Source organism: Bradyrhizobium sp. AZCC 1678 (assembly GCF_036924765.1).
Taxonomy (GTDB): domain Bacteria; phylum Pseudomonadota; class Alphaproteobacteria; order Rhizobiales; family Xanthobacteraceae; genus Bradyrhizobium; species Bradyrhizobium algeriense.
This window is the reverse complement of the sequence record NZ_JAZHSE010000001.1, coordinates 6,357,445-6,376,559: the sequence shown is the minus strand read 5'-3', so window position 1 is coordinate 6,376,559 and position 19,115 is coordinate 6,357,445. Positions and strand designations below refer to the sequence as shown.

19 protein-coding genes and 1 pseudogene are annotated in these 19,115 nt (G+C 60.8%); 9 read left to right on the top strand and 11 right to left on the bottom strand.

From position 1 onward, the window contains the following. Positions 1–262: 262 nt before the first annotated feature. The 5 genes from V1294_RS30685 to V1294_RS30665 all read right to left on the bottom strand — a co-directional run bounded on the left by V1294_RS30685 (position 263) and on the right by V1294_RS30665 (position 7,241). Complete coding sequence (locus tag V1294_RS30685) at positions 263–1,921, bottom strand: FAD-dependent oxidoreductase (protein WP_334502445.1); 1,659 nt, start codon at positions 1,919–1,921, stop codon at positions 263–265. A 25-nt stretch (positions 1,922–1,946) separates the two neighbouring features. Beyond that, positions 1,947–2,918 carry a Bug family tripartite tricarboxylate transporter substrate binding protein gene (locus tag V1294_RS30680; RefSeq protein WP_334502443.1) on the bottom strand — a complete coding sequence of 324 codons (972 nt, stop codon included), beginning with the start codon at positions 2,916–2,918 and terminating at the stop codon, positions 1,947–1,949. A 33-nt stretch (positions 2,919–2,951) separates the two neighbouring features. Continuing rightward, complete coding sequence (locus V1294_RS30675; RefSeq protein WP_334502442.1) at positions 2,952–4,685, bottom strand: thiamine pyrophosphate-requiring protein; 1,734 nt, start codon at positions 4,683–4,685, stop codon at positions 2,952–2,954. A 74-nt stretch (positions 4,686–4,759) separates the two neighbouring features. Next, a complete protein-coding gene (locus V1294_RS30670) occupies positions 4,760–6,361 on the bottom strand; it encodes an FAD-dependent monooxygenase (protein ID WP_334502440.1) in 1,602 nt (533 codons plus the stop codon). A gap of 115 nt (positions 6,362–6,476) precedes the next feature. Next, on the bottom strand, positions 6,477–7,241 hold the full coding sequence (locus tag V1294_RS30665) for an IclR family transcriptional regulator (RefSeq protein WP_334502439.1): 765 nt from the start codon (positions 7,239–7,241) through the stop codon (positions 6,477–6,479). Between the two features lie 200 nt (positions 7,242–7,441). Between V1294_RS30665 and V1294_RS30660 the strand changes: the two genes are divergently transcribed. The 4 genes from V1294_RS30660 (at position 7,442) to V1294_RS30645 (ending at position 10,216) form a co-directional block, all read left to right on the top strand. Beyond that, the gene (locus V1294_RS30660; RefSeq protein ID WP_334502438.1) at positions 7,442–8,434 is read left to right on the top strand and encodes a Bug family tripartite tricarboxylate transporter substrate binding protein; all 993 of its coding nucleotides are present in this window, start codon (positions 7,442–7,444) and stop codon (positions 8,432–8,434) included. Positions 8,435–8,557: 123 nt separating this feature from the next. After that, positions 8,558–9,763 carry an FAD-dependent monooxygenase gene (locus tag V1294_RS30655; protein ID WP_334478461.1) on the top strand — a complete coding sequence of 402 codons (1,206 nt, stop codon included), beginning with the start codon at positions 8,558–8,560 and terminating at the stop codon, positions 9,761–9,763. Positions 9,764–9,773: 10 nt separating this feature from the next. Beyond that, positions 9,774–9,953, top strand: a complete 180-nt coding sequence (locus tag V1294_RS30650) for a hypothetical protein (RefSeq protein ID WP_334478462.1) — start codon at positions 9,774–9,776, stop codon at positions 9,951–9,953. Then, a complete protein-coding gene (locus V1294_RS30645; RefSeq protein WP_334502437.1) occupies positions 9,950–10,216 on the top strand; it encodes a hypothetical protein in 267 nt (88 codons plus the stop codon). The genes V1294_RS30650 and V1294_RS30645 overlap by 4 nt, the downstream gene beginning before the upstream one ends. A gap of 965 nt (positions 10,217–11,181) precedes the next feature. On the opposite strand, the gene V1294_RS30640 is transcribed toward V1294_RS30645, so the two are convergent. Then, the gene (locus V1294_RS30640) at positions 11,182–11,526 is read right to left on the bottom strand and encodes an antibiotic biosynthesis monooxygenase family protein (RefSeq protein ID WP_334478465.1); all 345 of its coding nucleotides are present in this window, start codon (positions 11,524–11,526) and stop codon (positions 11,182–11,184) included. Positions 11,527–11,603: 77 nt separating this feature from the next. Next, complete coding sequence (locus tag V1294_RS30635; RefSeq protein WP_334502435.1) at positions 11,604–11,879, bottom strand: hypothetical protein; 276 nt, start codon at positions 11,877–11,879, stop codon at positions 11,604–11,606. An 80-nt stretch (positions 11,880–11,959) separates the two neighbouring features. Between V1294_RS30635 and V1294_RS38115 the strand changes: the two are divergent. The 3 genes and pseudogenes from V1294_RS38115 to V1294_RS30625 form a co-directional block, all read left to right on the top strand. After that, positions 11,960–12,052 (top strand): annotated as a pseudogene (locus V1294_RS38115) (NADH-quinone oxidoreductase subunit B); the annotation flags it as partial. Positions 12,053–12,271: 219 nt separating this feature from the next. Further along, on the top strand, positions 12,272–12,772 hold the full coding sequence (locus V1294_RS30630; RefSeq protein ID WP_334502433.1) for a hypothetical protein: 501 nt from the start codon (positions 12,272–12,274) through the stop codon (positions 12,770–12,772). A gap of 19 nt (positions 12,773–12,791) precedes the next feature. Further along, entirely contained in the window at positions 12,792–13,025 is a 234-nt protein-coding gene (locus V1294_RS30625; RefSeq protein ID WP_334478467.1) for a hypothetical protein, read from the top strand. Between the two features lie 30 nt (positions 13,026–13,055). Here the strand turns inward: V1294_RS30625 and V1294_RS30620 are convergent, their stop codons facing one another. Next, positions 13,056–13,979, bottom strand: a complete 924-nt coding sequence (locus V1294_RS30620) for a complex I NDUFA9 subunit family protein (RefSeq protein WP_334502431.1) — start codon at positions 13,977–13,979, stop codon at positions 13,056–13,058. A 99-nt stretch (positions 13,980–14,078) separates the two neighbouring features. Next, positions 14,079–14,504: a hypothetical protein gene (locus V1294_RS30615; protein WP_334502428.1), complete on the bottom strand. Its 426-nt coding sequence runs from the start codon at positions 14,502–14,504 to the stop codon at positions 14,079–14,081. A gap of 1,177 nt (positions 14,505–15,681) precedes the next feature. Here V1294_RS30615 and V1294_RS30605 point away from each other — a divergent pair. Next, the gene (locus tag V1294_RS30605) at positions 15,682–17,163 is read left to right on the top strand and encodes a trypsin-like peptidase domain-containing protein (RefSeq protein ID WP_334502426.1); all 1,482 of its coding nucleotides are present in this window, start codon (positions 15,682–15,684) and stop codon (positions 17,161–17,163) included. Between the two features lie 81 nt (positions 17,164–17,244). On the opposite strand, the gene V1294_RS30600 is transcribed toward V1294_RS30605, so the two are convergent. Beyond that, complete coding sequence (locus tag V1294_RS30600) at positions 17,245–17,895, bottom strand: phosphoribosyltransferase (protein WP_334502423.1); 651 nt, start codon at positions 17,893–17,895, stop codon at positions 17,245–17,247. Positions 17,896–18,284: 389 nt separating this feature from the next. Here V1294_RS30600 and V1294_RS30595 point away from each other — a divergent pair, with 389 nt between their 5' ends. After that, positions 18,285–18,464, top strand: a complete 180-nt coding sequence (locus V1294_RS30595; protein WP_108518767.1) for a hypothetical protein — start codon at positions 18,285–18,287, stop codon at positions 18,462–18,464. A 219-nt stretch (positions 18,465–18,683) separates the two neighbouring features. On the opposite strand, the gene V1294_RS30590 is transcribed toward V1294_RS30595, so the two are convergent. After that, entirely contained in the window at positions 18,684–18,935 is a 252-nt protein-coding gene (locus tag V1294_RS30590) for a hypothetical protein (RefSeq protein ID WP_334478479.1), read from the bottom strand. Positions 18,936–19,115 lie beyond the last annotated feature (180 nt).

The following is a 19,115-nucleotide window of genomic DNA, read 5'->3' as shown; positions in this document are numbered from 1 at the left end:
TCGTCATTGTGCCGGCAGCCAGGACGAGTGGAAATGCTTGATGCTCCAACCCTGGTCGCCTTGGTCACGAGGAAGGTGAGCTGGCAGGATCGTCAATAGAACGAGCGCCAACAGCAATTTTCTCATGATCGTTCGCGTTCCGCTGTGGGTTGATACACACGCCTCAGATCATCTTGCAGAGTCCTGACGCTTCGGGTTAGCCACAAAATACTCATGAATTGATAAGGTCGCCTTATGACTCCAGCAATGCGGGTTAGCCAATCTACTTTGCGGATCCCGCGCCACGGACGATATCCACGAGTCGACCGGGATCGGCTGAGGTGCCATTTCCCCGCCAAGCGACATGCTGGTCTGGTCGGACCAATATGAGGTCGTACGGAAACAACTCCGCCGCTTCAGGGCTGGATAGATCAAGTACCGTCAACGGGACGCAGGCAGCCACTGCGGCATTTGTCAGGCTGGATACGTCTATGTCCGGGTCCAGTCGCAGCAGCGTGTAGTGCGGTCCCATCGCGTCATAAATCGAACGTCGATCTGCGAGCCAGACGTGGGGTAGGCGGGCGCCCGGAATTGTCGATGGCGTGAACTCTCCCATCGTATAAGGGGGCGCAGGTTCACCATCATACACAATGATCGGCGAGCCTTGATAGAAATAGCCGAAGTTCAATCCCGCGCAGCAATACTGCTGCACATTGAGGTCATAAGTCGCCTTGCCAAGCGCGGCGCGATAGGCGTCGGCCTCCGGTCCCTCTGCCTCGATTTCGTCGCTTACGGATTGTCGCGCCGTGGTCATTGCATGCGCATGGTCCATCGCGAAATGCGAAACCTGATCGGTGATCGGCAGGCGCTCGGCGGCATAGGCTGCCAACATTCCCTCAGCGCCCCAGCCTTCGAGCCGCGCCGCCAGGAGCCACGCCAGGTTAGCGGCGTCGGCAATGCCGGCATTCATGCCGTAGCCGGCATAGGGCACCCAGAGATGACAGGCATCGCCGCAGATGAAGACCTTGTCGTCGCGCACCTTGTCGGCGATCAGGCGGCGCCCGACCCAGTCTTCCTTGCTGATCAGTTCGTATTCGAAATCCTGGTCGACGCCGAGCACGGTGCGGATCGCGGCGTCGCGGTCGACGGCTTCAAAGTCCGTTACTCCCGGCTTGAGATAAACATGAACCAGCCAGTTCTGCTTGCCGTCGATCGCGTAAACGTTGCCGGATTGCCGCGCATTCAGTGCAAAAGATGCCCATGCCGGAGTGCCACCTTGTTCCAGCAGCAATCCGAGCAACTTCGGCGCGCGAATGTAACTCGACTGCACATACTGCAAGGCGACGTCGCCGCTCAGTGTCGCGCCGATTTTCTTGCGCACCAGCGAGCGGCCGCCATCGCAGCCGATCAAAAATTTACAGGAAATATCGATCTCCTTGCCGTTCGCGGTGGCGAAGGCCGTAACTCGTTCGGCGCCTTGCGCAAAATCGACCAGTGTCGTGCCGTTGAAAATGCGCGCGCTCGGCATCGCCGACAGATGAGCGAACAACACCGGCTCGAGATAGATCTGATTGATCCGGTGCGGCGGCTCCGGCGTCGGCCACCAGGTATCTGGGCCATCCTTGGCCGTATAGCGCTCGGAACGGCACGGAATTTTGATCCGCGTGATTTCGCGGCCGAGAAACGCAGTTCGAAAGACCACGTCGTTGGGATAATCCGCCGGCAATCCGGCGTCGCGCACCTTTTGCGCGACGCCGAGCCGGCGGAAGATTTCCATCGAGCGCGCCGAGACGTGATTCGACTTGACGCTGGGCGGCTCGCCCCGCGCGCGGGATTCCAGCAGGATGACGTCGACGCCGCGCCAGGCCAGATCCATTGCCAAGGTCAGCCCGACCGGGCCTGCGCCAACCACCACGACGTCAGCCTGCAGCTGCTCGGCCATTTCCCCGTCTCCGCGCACGACTGTTCTACTGGGCTATCTTGATATTGCCGGCGCGGGCCACCGCTCTCCAGCGTTCAAGATCCGCCGCGATGACGCGCGAAAACTCCTCCGACGAATTGCCGACGGACTCGATGTTGAGCAATTTTAGGCGGGAGATCACGTCCGGCAACCGCGCGATGCGGACGAATTCAGCCTCCAGCTTCCTGACAATTTCGGGCGGCGTCGCCGCGGGCACGAATATGCCGCTCCACAACACCGCTTCGACGTCAGCGCCCGCCTCCTTCATGGTTGGCACATCGGGCAAACTGTCCATCCGCTTCGGAGCAGCAACTGCCAACGCGCGCGCCTGACCGCCGTTGACCTGGCTGGTCACCGGTCCGGCGTCGGCGATGGTCGCGGTCACCTCGCCCGAGATCACCGCGGTGACGGAATCGTTGGCTCCCTTGTAGGGGATCATCTGCATCGGAACGCCGGTCTTCTGCTTGAACAGCTCGGTCGCGAGCTGGAAGGCGGCGGAGGAACTGGAATAGTTCGCCTTGTCTGGATTGCTTTTTGCGTAGGCGACGAGATCGGCCAACGACTTGAACGGCGACGCCGCGTTGACGATCAGGATCAGTGGAAACGATCCAAGCTCGGACACCGGCTTGAAATCCCGCATCGTGTCGTAGCTCAGCTTCTCATAGACTGCCGGATTGATCACCATCGCGCCGCTGGCACCGACCAGCAGCGTGTAGCCATCAGGTGCAGACCGCGCGACGTATTCGGTGGCAAGGATCGCCCCCGCGCCGGGCTTGTTTTCAATGATGACCGGCTGGCCGAGACTTTCCGATAGTTTCTGCCCGAAGATGCGGGCGATGATGTCGTTGCCACCACCCGGCGTGAAGCCGACGATGATGTGAATCGCCCGGCCCGGATATTCGACCTCGGCGGCAGCAGGCGCGAGGCCGAAAGAGCTCAAACAGATGGCGGCCAGCGCCACGCGGCTAAAGGTTTTCATGATTTCGATCCCTCCCCGGGCTGGATTGGCGCGCTAGAGCGGCGTGATCTGGACATGCAGGACGGCAGCGATCCCGCCGTCGACAGCGGCGAGGCAGCGCTCGACCGCAGCGGTGAGTTCATCCGGCTCGCTGACGAATTCACCATGCGCGCCGAAGGCGCGGCCGATATCGGAGAAGCCTCGTTTTTCGCCCTGCCGGCCCGAGCGCAGTTGCGATTGAAAGGAATCGGTCTCGGCGGCGACGCCCTTCGGATAGACCCTCTGTACCGACGACTTGACCGCCTGCCAGCCGCCATTGTCGAGCACGACTGTCAGAATCGGAATTTGATATTGCTGGGCGACGGCGAATACGGAGTCCGGCGAAGAAAAATGATAGGCGCCGTCGCCGATGATCTGCACGATGCGCCGCTCCGGCTGCGCCAACTTCAAGCCCAGCGCCATGCCGCCGCTGAAGCCGAGCCCGCCGCCGGCGAGGCCGACGTAGCTGTGCGGCTGCGTGCGACGGATCTGCTCCTGCAGCAGCGGCCCATTGCGGATCGCTTCGTTGACGACGATATCGTCCTGCGACAACGCACGGTTCAGGGTTGCGAACAGATAGGCCGCGCTGAGCGCGCCTGACGCGCCCTTGTTCTCGGCAGCAGCGGCGCGGCGCCTGGCCGCTGCATCGCGCGCACCGCTCCAGCCGGCGGTGCGCTCAGTGACGCGCTTGCGATAAAGATCATCCGCGCGCGCCTCGACCACTTCGAGCACCTGCCGCAGAACAGTCGCGCAATCGGCCTGGACCCTGATGTCGGTCGGGAATCCCCACATCGGGAAATCCGACTTCAACGGATCGATGTCGATCTGGATCCAGTCGATGGCTTCGACGCGCCTAGCGTATTGCGGCACAAAAGGCACGTCGGTATCGAGCAGCAGCCCGACATCGGCCTGTTCCAGCAGAGGCAGCGGATCGAAACCGGCGAAGCACGGCGAATCCTGCGAGACGTTGAGATCGATCGAGTTGAATTCCGCGATCCGGATGCCGCAGGCCAGCGCGAGGCGCTCCAGCGCCGCGACAGCGTCCGCATTGCGACCGAGATAGGCCGTCAGCGCGATCGGATTTTCCGAAGCCATCAATCGGCTGGCGATGGTTTCGACGCGGTCCTGATCGATACCGCCGACCGCGACGCTGCCAAAGCGCGCGGGGTTATAGGCCGGCATCTGCGCCTCGTCCCATTGTTCGGCCAGCGTCTCGCGCGGCAGCATCATGTAGACTGGCCCCGGTGGATCGCTGTGCATGAAGGCGCTCGCGCGGGCAAGCGCCTCCTTCACGACGATGCCCGAGGGCAGCGAGTATTCCCATTTGACATAGGGCCGCACGATACTGGCGATGTCGAAGGGATCCTGCACGAAGTGCACATAGGTGTCGCGCGATCCGGTCAATTCGCCATGCAGCGTGTAAGGCGCGCGTCCGGCGAACAGCATCACCGGCAGCCGGTAACGAAACAGGTTCTGGATCGCCATGCAGGCATTGGCGGTCCCAGCATCGACATGCACGAACACCGCCTGTCCCCTGCCGGTCGCCAGCGCATAGCCGCCGGCCATGTGCACGGCGACGATCTCATGCGGGCAGAGGATAACTTCCGGATGCTTGCGGCCTTCGCGGTCCCAGCGGGCGATCTCCTCGATCAGCGAGACGTGGTCGGTGCCGAGATTGGCGAAGATATATTCAACGCCGAGATCGACCAGACCCTCGAGAAAATAATGCGCGGCGCTATGACGGCTCATACCCTTGATTCCCTGTGTTTCCTTTGCCAGCTTTCGGCTTGTTTTCTTATTCGACGGAGTTGGCGCGTATACCGTCAGGGGTGGCCGCCGACCACGCGACGGATGATAGCTGCGGCATCTGTCACATCGCCGTCCGACACCCAGGCGACAAACTGATCGGGCCGGACCAGAATCAGCGTCGCCTGGTAGAATTTTTGCACTTCCGCGCTGTCGTCCCTGATCAGCGTGAGCGGCACTCCGCTCGCTTCGGCCGCGGACCTGATTTCAGTGACGGCAGCGTCCGGCGCGCCGAGATCGAGCAGCGTAAAACCGGCGCCCAGTTCCTCGAAGACATTGCGGCTAGATGCGAGCTGGCGCGGCGCCAGGTGATGTCCGGCCCGGGCTGCGAATTCATGCGACCCGATCGCGCTGCAGGTGGCATCTGGCTGACCCGCGACGATGGAGGAGCCCTCGTAATTCGGCTCGAACGAATTGACCTCGGAACGCGCACCGGACGAGCGCGCCAGCCATTCGGCTTCAAATGCAGCCTTGTCGATCGCGGGATCGAATTTGGCCAAAAACTCCCTGTCGCTCTGGATCGCCTTCTCGATAAAGTCCCGCGCGGTCGAGGCGAACACCGGCCGCCGTTCCTCGCCGTAGGAATCCAGGAGATGTGCTCCGGCCCAGCCTTGCAGCGCCGCGGCAAGCTTCCAGCCGAGATTGGCGGCGTCTTCGAGGCCGGTGTTGATGCCGTAGCCGCCATAGGGCGGATGGCTATGCGCAGCGTCGCCGGCGATGAGGACGCGCCCGATGCTATATTGATCTGATATCGCGACGCGCAGATCCCAGAAGCCGATGTGCTCGAATTCGACGTCAAACTCCTCGCCGACCGCCGAATACAGATAGCGGGGAAAATCGAAATTGTCTTTGGTGGTGCCGAGCGGCACCGGCGCGTGGAAGAACCAGGTGCTGCCGAGATCGACGCGGCCGAAGAACTTCCAGTAGCCCTCTAGCTCCGGATGCAGCACATTGTAGAATGACTTGTTGGGAAAGCGCTCGAGCAACTTGTGCAGACCGGTCGAGCGGAACACCAGCAGCACCATCAGCCGGTCGTGGTCGGTCAGGGTCTGTGTGATGCCAGTGGCCTCGCGCACCAAAGAGCGACTGCCGTCACAGCCGACCACATAATCCGCCCGCAATGTGCGACGACGGTCGCTGTTGCGCTCGGCCACTGTCACCTGCACGCCATCCGTGTCCTGCTCGATGCCGGAAGCGCTCCAGCCGTATATAGTCTCGACACCTTGCAACTCGCTCAGGCGCTGCCGCAGCACCGCTTCGGTGGCATATTGCGGCAGCCGTTCGTTGTCGGTGAAGTAATAGGGCCGCACCAGCTCGCGCTGCAGCCAGTCATATCTGTAGCCGCTTAGCAGCGTGCCGTACGACGTCATGCCGCCGATGCCGTAATCGCGCGGGATGGTCCGCGCCGCGCGAAGCTCCGCCTCCGCGCCCCAGAAGTAAAAGTGCTCAAGGGTACGCTGGGTCAGGTTCTGACCCTTCGGGATCGGTTGCGGACTATTGTAGCGCTCGACCAGAACGCACCTGACACCACGCTGGCCGAGATCGATCGCAAGACCAAGACCGACCGGCCCGCCTCCGACGATGACGACTTGCGCTGGGGATTCGGTGGGCGTGCTCATCTTGGCTTCTTGCGATTGGCGTGAGTCGTCCGCCCGGCGATGGGCCGCGGGCACGGCGAAATGAAATCAGGACCGTCGCCAAGTCAAGGATAATCTCATAATGTAAGATTGTACTTCATATTTTCGGCCTCACCGAGGCCTGATCCGCCGAGATCTGCAGCGCCACGCGCCGGACCTCGGCGCCGATCTGATCGATCTGGGCGCCGGTCACGAGGTTGCCGGCAATGGTGACGCAGACACTGGCGATCGGGTAGTGCCGGTCGTCGAAGATCGGCGCAGCGATGCCGACCGCACCCGGCGTGACCTCGCCATAGGCGATGGCAAATCCGGCCTTGCGAACCTTCTTCAGGCTTTTCAGGACGTCGGCGGCAGTGTTGCCGAGGCCGACCGAGCGCAGGTCGGCGAGGTTGCGCTCGACCAGCGGCACCAGCCGCGGCCGCGGCAGCAGCGCCATGATCGAGCGCGCGATCGCGCCGCGCCCCAGCGGCATCGGCCGTCCGCGCGGATAGGAACTGATCGGGTTTTTGGTGGAGGATTCAGAGGCGACACAGAGGATCTTGTTGCCGTACCAGCGCAAAACCATGGCGGTGCAGGAATGGGCCGCCGTCAGCTCTTTCAGATAGGGCACACCGTGCAGCACCAGCGGATCGGAGCGCCGCGTCAGATAATCCATCTCGACGACCTTGGGCCCCAGCGTGACGCCGGAATTGCGGGTCGACATCAGGAAGCCGGCATCTTTCAGGATCTTCAGATAGCGGTAGAGCGTCGGCCGGCTATAGCCGAGCTCGCGCATCAAATCCTCGGGCGTCCATTCCAGGCGCTCCTCGGAAAACACCTCGAGAACCGCCAGCACCCGTTCCAGGCTGTTCGTCGGCTTCATGCCTCAGGCCGCATGGTCTGACATCGCTCCACTTTCGGCTCGCGGCCTCGCACCTGCTTACGGCGATACTTTTCCGGTCTGACAGAATCAATCTTGAACTGGCGCGCGATCAGCGCATAATACATCAAAATCTCATATTGAGAGATTTTGTTAGGCTGTAACCGCGGGCGGACCACCCGCTGGCATGAACGGGGGATATCGTGGCGACCGACTCCGCAAGTTGCACGCATTCGCGCCGCACGGTGCTGGGAATCCTGGCCGCGGCCTTTGCCGCAATAACGCCAAGCCTGGCCCAGGGGCAGTCGCAGCAAACAATCCGGCTCAACGTTCCGTTCTCGCCAGGCACAGGGCCCGATCTACTCGCGCGTATCCTCAGTGAGGAATTGCGGCAGCGCTGGAACCAACCTGTCATCGTGGAGAACAAGGCTGGTGCGAGCGGCAACATTGGCACGGATGCAGCGGCGCGCGCTGCTCCGGATGGCAACACGCTTCTAGTGACCGTCAATACTTTTGTGATGAATGCGAGCCTTTATCGCTCGATCCCGTACGATCCAGAGAGGAGCTTCGCGCCGATCGTGGAGATCGCGACCGGCGTTCTTGCGCTCGTTGTGCATCCTTCGATCAAGGTCAACAACTTCCCTGAACTGATCGCAGTTGCTCGCAGCAAGCCGGGCGAGATCAACTATGCTTCCCCGGGTCGGGGAACACCGCAGCATCTCGCCATGGAGCTCCTGAAGCTGACGGCGAAAATCAACCTGACACACATTCCCTATCCGGGTTCTGCGGGCGCCGTGAAAGATCTCGCGGGCGGACATGTCTCAGCCATGTTCTTGCCGATCCATACCGCGCTTCCTCTCGCGGAAGCGGGACAAATCCGTATCCTGGCCGTCGGCAGCCAAGCTCGGGCGCCGCAGGCGATGCATGTGCCGACGTTGGCGGAACTTGGCGTGACCGATTTCGATGTCGATTTGTGGTATGGCGTTCTTGTTCCGGTCGATACACCGAAAGCGATCGTTGACCGCTACAATGCGGTTTTCAACGAGATACTGGCGCAGCCTGGCGTTCGGGCCGTACTCGACAAGCAAGGCTTGATCGCTCAAGGCGGCTCGCCTGAGCGCCTGGCAGAACTGATCGCCAGGGACCGCATGCGCTGGGCCAAAGTCGTCAAGGATGCCCAGATCACTTCAGAATAGCTTGAACGAGACTCTCCGGGGCTTTTTCTTGCCCATGTCGACCTTGAGTCAAAAGCTGGCTTAGGAGGAACGGCTGTTTTTGGCGACGGTCCTGCTGGCATCCATAAGAAAGGGTAGCAAGCTGTGAAAAATGCCGGAAAACCCAAAATCATCGTAGCCGGCGGCGGCATAGGCGGGCTGACGGCGGCGCTTTCCCTCATCAAGCGTGGCTTCGAGGTCGAGATTTACGAGCAGGCGCAGATCCTTCAGGAGATCGGGGCCGGTGTGCAGATCAGCGCCAACGGCATGCTTGTCCTTCACGAACTCGGCCTCGCTACTCGCGTCATGGAAGAGGCCGCGCATCCGGAGCGGCGTGAAATTCGGATGTGGAATACCGGCCAAGCATGGACCGCTTTCGATCTCGGCGCCGTGTCGGTGCAGACCTATGGTCACCCCTACGTCACGATGTTCCGGCCGGACCTGCTGGGTATCCTGTCGGATGCGGTGACGACGGCTGTCCCCGGCGCACTTCGTCTGGGACATAGGACTGTCGGATGCGAGACCGTAGGAGCGCGCGTAATCCTGCGGTTCGACGACGGCAGCACCGCCGAAGGCGACGCGCTGATTGGCGCCGACGGAATCCACTCCGTGATCCGTGCAGGACTGCATGGCTCGGACAACGCTGAATTCACGGGTCTCGTTGCATGGCGCGGCGTCATCCCGATGGCGGACCTGCCGCCCCGCCTAGCACGTTCAGTCTCGTCGAACTGGGTCGGGCCCGGCCGACACGTCGTGCAGTATCCCTTGCGGCGCGGAACGCTGATGAACTTCGTAGGCGTCGTCGAACGCGAGGACTGGCACGAAGAGTCCTGGACGACGCCGGGTTCGCATGCGGACATGCTCGCCGACTTCGCTGGATGGCATGAAGACGTACAGACGCTCATCGCAGCCATTCCCCAGCCTTATCTCTGGGCATTGAAACTGCGCCGTCCTCTTCCGTCGTGGTCGGTGGGTCGCGTCACGCTGCTCGGCGACGCTTGCCATCCGACACTGCCGTTCCTCGCACAAGGCGCCGTCATGGCGATCGAGGACGGCTACATCCTGTCTCGAGCGCTCGAGGCGCACGGCATGGACGTTGCCGCGGCATTCCGCGCCTATGAATCGGCGAGGTACGAACGCACATCCCGCGTCGTCAACGGATCGGCCGACAACACGAAACGCTTTCACAATCCATTGCTGGGAGATCCGGCGACGGCGCAGGCCTATGTGGAGCGCGAGTGGGCGGAAGACCGCCTGCGGGAGCGTTACGACTGGATGTACAGATACGATGCTACCGCCGTCCCCGTGTGAAATCGGTGCAATGCTTCGCGCTGTCGTGGAGCGGCACCTGGAGAAGGTCGCACTCGCTGCAAAGAGCGCGCCCGGTTTCGACGTCGACCAGGCGCGGTCGGACGACAAGCGGGCATTGTGGACCTACGCCTTGCTCGATGCCCAGGGCGCCCCACCGCCATCGTCCGCGCGGTGGATCGTATCCGCATGACCTCCGATGGACTTTCGGAGGCCGACATCGAGGCCGTGCAGCGTCATTTGGCCATGCTTCAGAAGAACGCCCTTGTGCCGGCGAAGCATCATATCCTCCGGCAAATGATCGACGGCGTGGAGGCCCCGCCGACCGCCATGAATATGAGTGTGGCCCAAGGGACCTACTTCGACGGAATGAAACTTGCGCTGGCCGAGATCGACCGTCGTTATGGCGGCCAGCGCGTCGAGGATGGCGGCTTGGAGCGATGGTCGGTGATGTGATCTTCGATAACGGAGACGTTCCGTATAACGGAGACGTTCCCTATCTCCACATTGCCAAAATTGAACGCAGGCGGATCAAGAAGGTCCCGTCCCAGCGCAACGTTCCGTTGCATCCGGAGGCACGGGTAGCGTCAATCGTTTTCCCCGCCATCTCCCTTCGCCCCGCCATCTCCCTTCACGAAGAGGTCGTCCGGACGAGGTGTTCGGACAGGAATTAGGTCCGGAGTAACTATCGACCAACTCGCGCTATCGTCGGCGACGCCCTCTGGTTCGCGCCGCTTTCTTGGCGGCGGCAGAGCGGCCAGCGGCGCCTTTTGTCTTTACGGCTTTCCTGGCTGCGGCAGAACGAGCTGAGGCGGTGCGGCGCGAGGCGGCACGACGCGCTTGCTTCGAGAGCGCGGTGCGCGACGCCGTGCTGCGCGGTTCGCGCTTAAGGACCCGTGACACGGCGCGCGAGACGCGCGGTCGGCGTCGGGGCTTTCGCTTGCCCTGGCCTGCCTCATACGCGTACTCGGCGCTTTTGCGGGTGCTCGCCTTGGCCTTGCCTTTCCGTGGCGGGCGAAGAGCAACGCCTGCGCGCCTCGCTTTGGATAGGCCAATGGCAATGGCCTGCTGCGGCGATCTCGCCCCATGTTCGCCGCGGCGAACCTTGCGGATCTCCTCATGCACAAATTCGCCCGCCTGAGTGGTGGTTGATTTGCCCGCGCGCTTGTCCTTCCGGGCCTTCTCCACGGTTCGTCGCTCTGGCATGACTATTCCTCCATAGTGCCCTCAAGCGTAACGCCGTACCTCGCAAAAGGTCCCTGAACGCTGCTTGCGGGGTGTGAGCAGCTACGCCATGGCCTAACATGTCGCGCACGTGCTTATCGGAACAACATCGAGCAACTCTGGCCGATCCGGGCAGAGTCGGCGCCGCGACCTTGCGCAACTATTTCTCGCCTTCGAGTCCACCCATCACGAGATGCTCAGCGAGCACCGTCCAAGACCTCGGCAACTTCCAGGACCTCGGCAACTTCGTAAAGGTGTGGGTCAATTTGGTCGGTCAAATCGTCAAGCTTCCCCCAGACCTTGCGAAAATCCGGCGATTGGTGAGCCTGCTGCAGGAGTTGACGGTTTTGCCATTGGACGTAGTTGACAATGCGTCGTCCATCGAGACTGCGATGCAGGCTGATTGAGACAAAGCCCGGCTGGCGCGCCATGAAACGCGCTCGCTCTGCCATCATTGACAAAACCTCAGCCTGCTTTTCCGGCTCGGCATCAACCACCGTGATCTGCGTGATCGTCTGAGTGTTGATCTGAATATTGGGCATGATGTCTCTCCTTTCTCGGGCGATTTTCCGCCGCGCATCGCAGTGATCTGGCATTTCGGTAGTCTCGGATCCTGAACTCATCGATCAATCTCTCCGAACACGATATCGAGCGATCCGATGATGGCGGAAACGTCGGCCAGCATGTGGCCGAGCCGGTCGAAATACGGCAGCGCCTGCAGATAGGTTTTGTGCTCGATAAGTTTTTCAGTGCCGCGATGGAGCAGGCCGATGTGGGGATCGACGCGCTGGACCACCTCGCCGTCGAGCTCCAGAACCAGGCGCAACACCCCGTGTGCCGCCGGGTGTTGCGGTCCGAAATTGATCGTGAAATTGCGGAGCGCAGCCTCGGCCATGCGGATTTCCTTCGCTTCGCTGGAACTGAAACGCCCGGGTACCTTCATCTGTTCCGCAAACGCGCCGACCGGCGGAACGTATGAAGTGTGGTCTTGTCTATTGCGTGATCGAAATGACGCCGATGCCGCGCTACAACGCTGAGCGTTTCGGCTTTGCACTGCGTGCGTCACCGGCCAGTCTGCGTGATGACCGTCGCGGGATATCGTACGCCAAAATGGCGCCGGCCTTTTACGGTCAGCGACTGACCAGCGAAAGACTATAGGGCGGCCGTGCCGCTCGCCGGCGAGCCAGGAACCCGCGTAGCGACCGCTCTAACGCTACTCCATCTGGAACTCGGGCACGCCCTGAACATTATGCTTTCGGCCACTCAAGCATGACGAGGCCTAATGCCATGTATCTCCGGCTGGAGCGTTCGTGCGTGGTTGTCGTCCTTTGCGCCTGTGTTGTCCTGACCGCAATGGCGGAAGCGCGATCTGGGGAATTTCACGGCAAGCAATCGATTGCTGGCGACGGCCGTCACATCGACTACGGCGGGCTGCTATTTCATGGCAATTACTGTGGTCCGGGTAGCCGACCAGGAACTCGGCCTGTTGATGCTTTGGATGCTGCCTGTATGCGTCACGACGCCTGCGGGCGTTTCAATGCCCTCCCGAGTTGCGCCTGCAATGCGAGACTTCAATATGAAGCAGCAGCGATTGCGCGCAATCCCGCACAACGGCCGGATATTCAATTCCTGGCTTCCATCACGGCGGCCGGTGCTGGCTTATTGCTGTGTCAGCCATCCTCACAAGTTTCTCGCGATCTGACCGGTTTTCCGGCGATTGATTCATATCGACTAAATGGATCTCAGGAATGGAAACGCGGCCTAAGACATCATCATTTGACACGCTGATCAGCGAAAGGTGGACATCATGGCGACATGTGAAACCTGCGGCAACGACTACGACAAAGCCTTTCAGGTCACGATGAACGGCAAGGCACATACCTTTGATAGCTTCGAATGCGCCATTCATGCGCTCGCACCAACCTGCAATCATTGCGGAATCCGCATCGTCGGGCATGGCCTCGAGAAGGCCGGCACATTTTTTTGTTGCGAGCATTGTGCCGAAGGCGAAGGCGTTAAAGGGCTGCGCGATCGGATCTAGCCCGGGCGATCTGTGTGGGGTCGGGCCCGGTTAGTGGCCTCTCAGCATGGTCTGGACGATTTCCTCGACCGCATGCGGTGAAATTCCCAGCCGTTCAAATCCCGGCATTTCCGGCGATTGCATATTGTCGACTTGCATGAGCGCTACTTGATGACGAGTAATTGGCGGGCTCGGCAATATTGCCAAGATCCGCGACAATGCGTGCCACGCGGCGAAGGGAACGGGGAGAAGAATAGGTTTAACCCCGGCTTCGCGCGCGAGGGCTCTGACGAGCTCCTTATAGGAGTAGACGCGCGGGCCGCCGCACTCGAACGTGGCACCCGTTTCGGACCCTTGCAATACCTGCGCAATCGCTTCTCCCACGTCTTCCACGTAGGCCGGCTGTAATCTCGTCAGTCCTTGTCCGAACATTGGATAAACGGGGAAGCGCCGGAGGAGCGTGATTATAGTGGTAATGAACGTGTCATCTGGGCCGAACATTACAGCCGGGCGAACGACGGTCGCTCCGGCAAACGCTGCCCGGACTGCCGACTCGCCCTCGCCGCGTTTGCGGATGTAGAGCGATGACGAGGTCGCATCGGAGCCGATTCCAGAAATGTGTACGAGCCGTTCGACTTCGGCTTGTTGCGCCTGCGCCGCTATGCGGTGGGCAGCTTCGACATGTACGGAATGAAACGTCGCCCGTCCACGCTCGACATAAAGACTAACTGCATTCACCACGCCATAAGCGCCGGCAACAGCTCTGGCGATCGATGGCTCGCTATGGATGTTCACTTCGATCGATTCGATCTGGGAATCGTCGGACCCAAACAGCTCCCGGCCTCGATCGGGATGTCTCGACGCCACGCGAACGGGAAACTCGTGCCTGCGTAGATGCCGGACTGCTCGGCGGCCAAGAAAGCCGGTCCCGCCAAACACGACGACAAGTTTACCTGTCTGGCTGCGACCGTTCACATTCTCCACCGACCACGACGGTTGTTAGCTACGCCGCCCCGATATCGCGTACGCCATGCGCTTATTGGCGATCATCTGTCGCATAGCAATCTCTAGAGATCAGGTTTCAGCTATCAGCTGATGGAGACCCTCGTCGACCTTGCCGAACCGCGAGTTCGCCGGTAGCTGCAGGACGCTCGCGCGCTGATCCTCTCTGAGCCTCGTCACGAGGACGATCCTGCCGTTGGCAAGCTCGAGTGCGTCATGATGCACGTGCGGTTGGCGGGAGGCGACTCGTCGAAACCGGGCAAGCTGTTCGCCCTGCATGCCAAATCCGAAACTCGGGCAGAGAGGAGCGAAGGCATGGACGGTCTCGATTTTGCGTTCAAAGGAGAGTTCGGTACCTGGGAGAATGCAGACTGCCACCCCCGGTTCGCCCACCGCCGCGAAGCCCCGCGTTTCGGTCCCGGGAAATCGGGTTGAAATTAGCCGGTCGCCCACCTTGGCGGCCCGCGATCCGACGGCGTGAAGACCATAATCACACATCGAGCATTCTCCCTGCTGGCAAGCCGAGTTACTCCATGTTCATGACCAAAAGGACCAGTACATCACGAAGAACCGGTGCATCACGGCTCGTAAATCAAACTGCGGCCCGCAGCGCACCTCGCGAGCGAAATGGAATCGCTCGGTAGTGTTTGCAAATTGTCCGCCGAATGGCCGTCGTACCTCCGAGGCGCGCCTCCAACGCTGGCGCGCCTCCAAAGCGCCGCTAAACGGGCTTTACCAGTCTGGGCCGATGCCGAAGCTGAACCCCGGCCCATAAACGCCTATGCCCGGCCTGCGATAATAGCCGCGATCGTAGTCGTCATAGTACCGCGGAGTTGCATAGTAACCATCTCTGATCACCCGACGATCACTCCGGGTATTCCAACATCGGCCGGTGTCGTCACAGATTAGCCGTGCTTGATGAAGGAGGGGAGAACCGCCTCCGGTTTGAATCTCGTCGGCCGCATATGCATTCGAGGCTATGAGGGCACCGGCGCCGGCGAGCAATGTCAGTGTCAGTTTTCTCATGTCCATCTCCTCTGGGTGGAAACCCGAAAATGGAAACGCCTCAACCAGGGACGGCGTTCCAGCAAGCGGCCCAAATCAAAAATGTCGCCAGACCGTAATGTTTCCAGACCGTAATGTTTAATGTTTCCTGCCGGGCGCGATGCCCGATCATTTGGAAGCATTGCGCTCCATCAGCAGCAGCCATGCATTGGCGAAAGGCTGAGGGGTGGGGTGCGCAATTCAGTGCGCAATTCAGCCTGCTCACGCGCAATCGCCACTATTTGCTTTGGAACCACTTCGGCAGGCGCCAGTTCGCCCAGTGATGAGCTATATACAAGTCAGGCGGTTGCCAGTCGTCAGTCGAAACAAGCGCCTCGTAGGTATCATGTCGCTGGCTGATGCCGCGATGAAATACGACCCAGCGGCAACAGGCGCCGCTATGTGCGGCGTAGTCGAGCCCGCGCGGTTCTCACGTCTCGTCCGCGTAAGAGAGGGATTGCGCCGCTGCATCCTGCAAGGGTTCGGCTGCCAAAAGCACATGGAATCCGGAAGCCGAAAGTACGGAAACTGATTCCGTGCGCCTCGGCTGAGATGAGAGAGTTGACCACTTGATGCCATCGGGTGCTGGAGGCCTCCGGTCAGGTCTGGATTTGGTGTTTGGAGAGAGCTCATGGCCGAAAAACGTACCGCCGGTAAGATGCGCCGCGCCATTCTTGCTGCCTCTATTCTTTCGATCGGAATTCTCGGAGCAGGAACGGCTGCCTGGCTGGGCGGATCGAGTGCCTGGAGAGAACTGCACTCCTGGTACAATCCCGCGGTTGGCTTTCAATCCGCCGCCCTGCCAGTGGGCTTTGAAGATCTCGTGGACCGCATCAAGCCGACGGTCGTGGGGGTGCGCGCGAAGGTAGAGCAAGACGCCGACGACGAGGAGCCGCCTTCCGGTCGCGACGCGCCCTCGAAGCGTTCCGATGTGCCGATGGGCGGCCGACAGCCCCGTACCGCCACCACTCTCGGGTCAGGCTTCTTCATATCATCGGATGGATACGCCATGACGACCAGCCATCTGGTCAGGGGCGGCGAAAAAATTGAGGTCATCACCGACGACGGCAGGAGTTACCCTGCCAAGCTGGTTGGCGCCGACCCGAAAACGGATCTCGCGCTGCTCAAGATAGAGGGCGAAAAGGAATTCCCCGTTGCCCAGATCGCCGACAAGGCGCCTCGGATCGGCGCGCGGGTTCTTGCCGTCGGCAACCCGTTTGGACTCGGCGGTACGGTGACGGCTGGAATTGTCTCGGCCCGCGCGCGCGACATCCTTGGTCCCTACAACGACTTCATCCAAATCGATGCGCCGGTCAATCAGGGCAATTCCGGTGGACCGACCTTCGATGTCAGCGGCAAAGTGATTGGCATCAACAGTGCAATATTTTCGCCGACGGGCGGCTCGGTCGGTGTCGGCTTTGCCATTCCAGCGGAAACCGTCAAGACGATCGCGGACAGACTCAAACAGAAGGGTATCGTCTCCCGTGGCTGGATCGGCGTCGAGGTTCAGTCGGTGAGTCCCGACATCGTGGATGGTCTCGATCTCAACAAACCGGTCTACGGCGTCTTGGTCGCCGAAATCCAGCCGGACAGCCCGGCTGCGAAAGCCGGCATCGCGCCGGGCGACGTCATCACTTCTGTTGCGGGCCAGCTAGCCAGCAATGATCGCGACTTGATAAGGAGAGTCAGCGATATGCCCCCCGGAAAATCAATCGAGGTCGGCCTGATCCGTCAGAACGAGCAAAAAAATGTCAACGTAACGCTGGGCGAACTTCCGATTCCTCGCAATGAGAGCCGCTCGATTGCTGAAAAATCGAAATCACCGACGGCAGATAGCGATAAGCCAAACGTCGGATTGACCCTGATGCCTGCGGAAAACTTTGGCCGCGGTGTCCGAGGTGTCATCGTCGCCGATCTTGATCCCGGAGGTGTTGCGGCTGAGAGCGGACTTTCGACCGGGGATGTTATTCTCGACGTAGGCGGCAACGCCGTGAAGGCTCCTGTCGACTTCTACAAGGCGCTGACTGAGGTTCAAAGCAAGGGCAAGCGCATCGCATTGGCACGGGTAAAGTCAAGCCAGGCAACGCGGTTTGTCGCTATTCCCGTCAATTGACGGATTGAATGTCGCGGCGGGCACATGACTGAGAGTCGAGGGCCGGCCGCCGAGGATCCCGGAGGCTTAATTTACGGACGCTCAGATTGGCGCGCGTTGCAGGAGTTCCTGTACTTCCTTGTCGTCCACTTGGTGAAAATCTTCATAGTAGATGCCCACCGCCGTGAAATCCTCGGGCGTTGCCAGGCACACCATGTCATCGCATTCGGCACGAAGCATCTCGACCGTTTCCGCTGGCGCCACCGGCGTCGCGAGGACGAGGCGGGCGGCGCCCTCGGCGCGAACGGCCTGAAGTGCGACCCTTGCGCTCGCGCCCGTGGCAATGCCGTCATCAACGACGATGGCGCTGTGTCCGGCGACGGAAATGTGCGGCCGGTCGCTCAACCAGAGGCGCCTACGGCGTTCGATCTTCGCGAGTTCGGCTTCGACGATCCTCGCGAGCTCGGACTTGGACACACCAGCCGTACGCACGACGTCCTCGTTGATGACTGTGCGGGGCCGCGCGCCATCGATCACCGCCCCGGCGGCAAGTTCGGGATGCCACGGCACGCCGATCTTGCGCACCAGCAACAGATCAAGTGGCGCATGCAGCGCGTGTGCGACCTCGATGCCGACGGGGACGCCGCCACGCGGCAGCGCGAGGACCAGCGGTTGGGCGTGCTCCAGATATCCAAGTTTTTGCGCCAGTTGCCGGCCAGCATCGCTACGGTCGCGGAACAGATGGTGATTCATGATGGCCGCGTTACTCTCAAATGAGTTTCGAGCCAGCGGCTCGCCAGACCTGCTTCAGCGCGCCCAGCTCCTAAAAGGTGAGTCGGCCCGGCACAATGCTGAGCTGCTTTTCAGCAGGCACTAGTTCAAGCGCGCGGCAGCCGATCGCCACGGCGACTCCGCTGTCACGATGAGGTGGCGCCGGCACCTGTGCTGGCGCCAAAATACCCCGACAGGCGCACTTGCGCTGATCTTCGCGCTGGCCACGGCAGTCTGCCTCATCAGGGATCATATCGTGACATCGATAGTTATTCCTTGGCCTTATCGGCAACGCAATGACGCCCGGCGGTGTTCCATCAGGAACTCGTCCGCGGAGCATCCGTTGAGTACCTTGGCAAGGCGGTGTGCAGATGTCTGAAACGCAGAATCCGGGACCTCAACATTCGGATGGTTCCCGAACCTATCCCGGCGAGAAGGCACGGCAGGGCGAGATCATCCTGCGCAAGCCATGGATGCGTGTGGTTTTCATAGCCGGCCTTGTGGGTTGCGTTCTTCTGGCCCTGGGCATTCGCATCGCTGCGGGGCTCTGATGCATTCACCCTCGAGGCCAGCCGTGCCGAAGGAGAAGGCATCGCCGGCTGCTGCGCTTCCATGGGGCGAATGCAAGCTGCGGCCGCTGGCGGACATCCAATCGTTACATGATAGGCCATTGCACAACGTGCATGACAAGCTCTGTGATGTGCTGCTGTTCGCGAGCTCTCTAAAGGATGCGGGGTGCGGCGCGCGTGATCATCTCTCAGTGGCGTACCTCAGCGCGAAACCAGCGCGAGCTCTATGGTTCGCGCCCGTCGATATTCCTGAAAGGCGGCTATTGCACGGTTCGAAAGCGCCAGCCTGTTTCGCTGACCTTGTTCGATCATTTGTTCAATCTTGCCTATCAGGAACTGATTGACCTCCCCGGGATCATCGATCTCGCCGCTGCGTTCGAGAAACTCCCAGGCGATCTGCTTCGCTTCCGTAAGTAGCTGCGGATTGGCATCGTCCTTGAACCATGTCGACATCGTCTTTCCTCGACCGTTGATCGAGGAACTAGCCGGACCAGGCTTGGTTCCTAAATATCGCTGTCACGGAAAAGATTTGCGGGACGGAGTTTAGGAACGACATGGACAGCAGCTCGTTATTTCGACGGACCCAGTAGCTTTGGAAAGGAGAAATCCCCCGAAGAAGCGAACGCTCTAAGC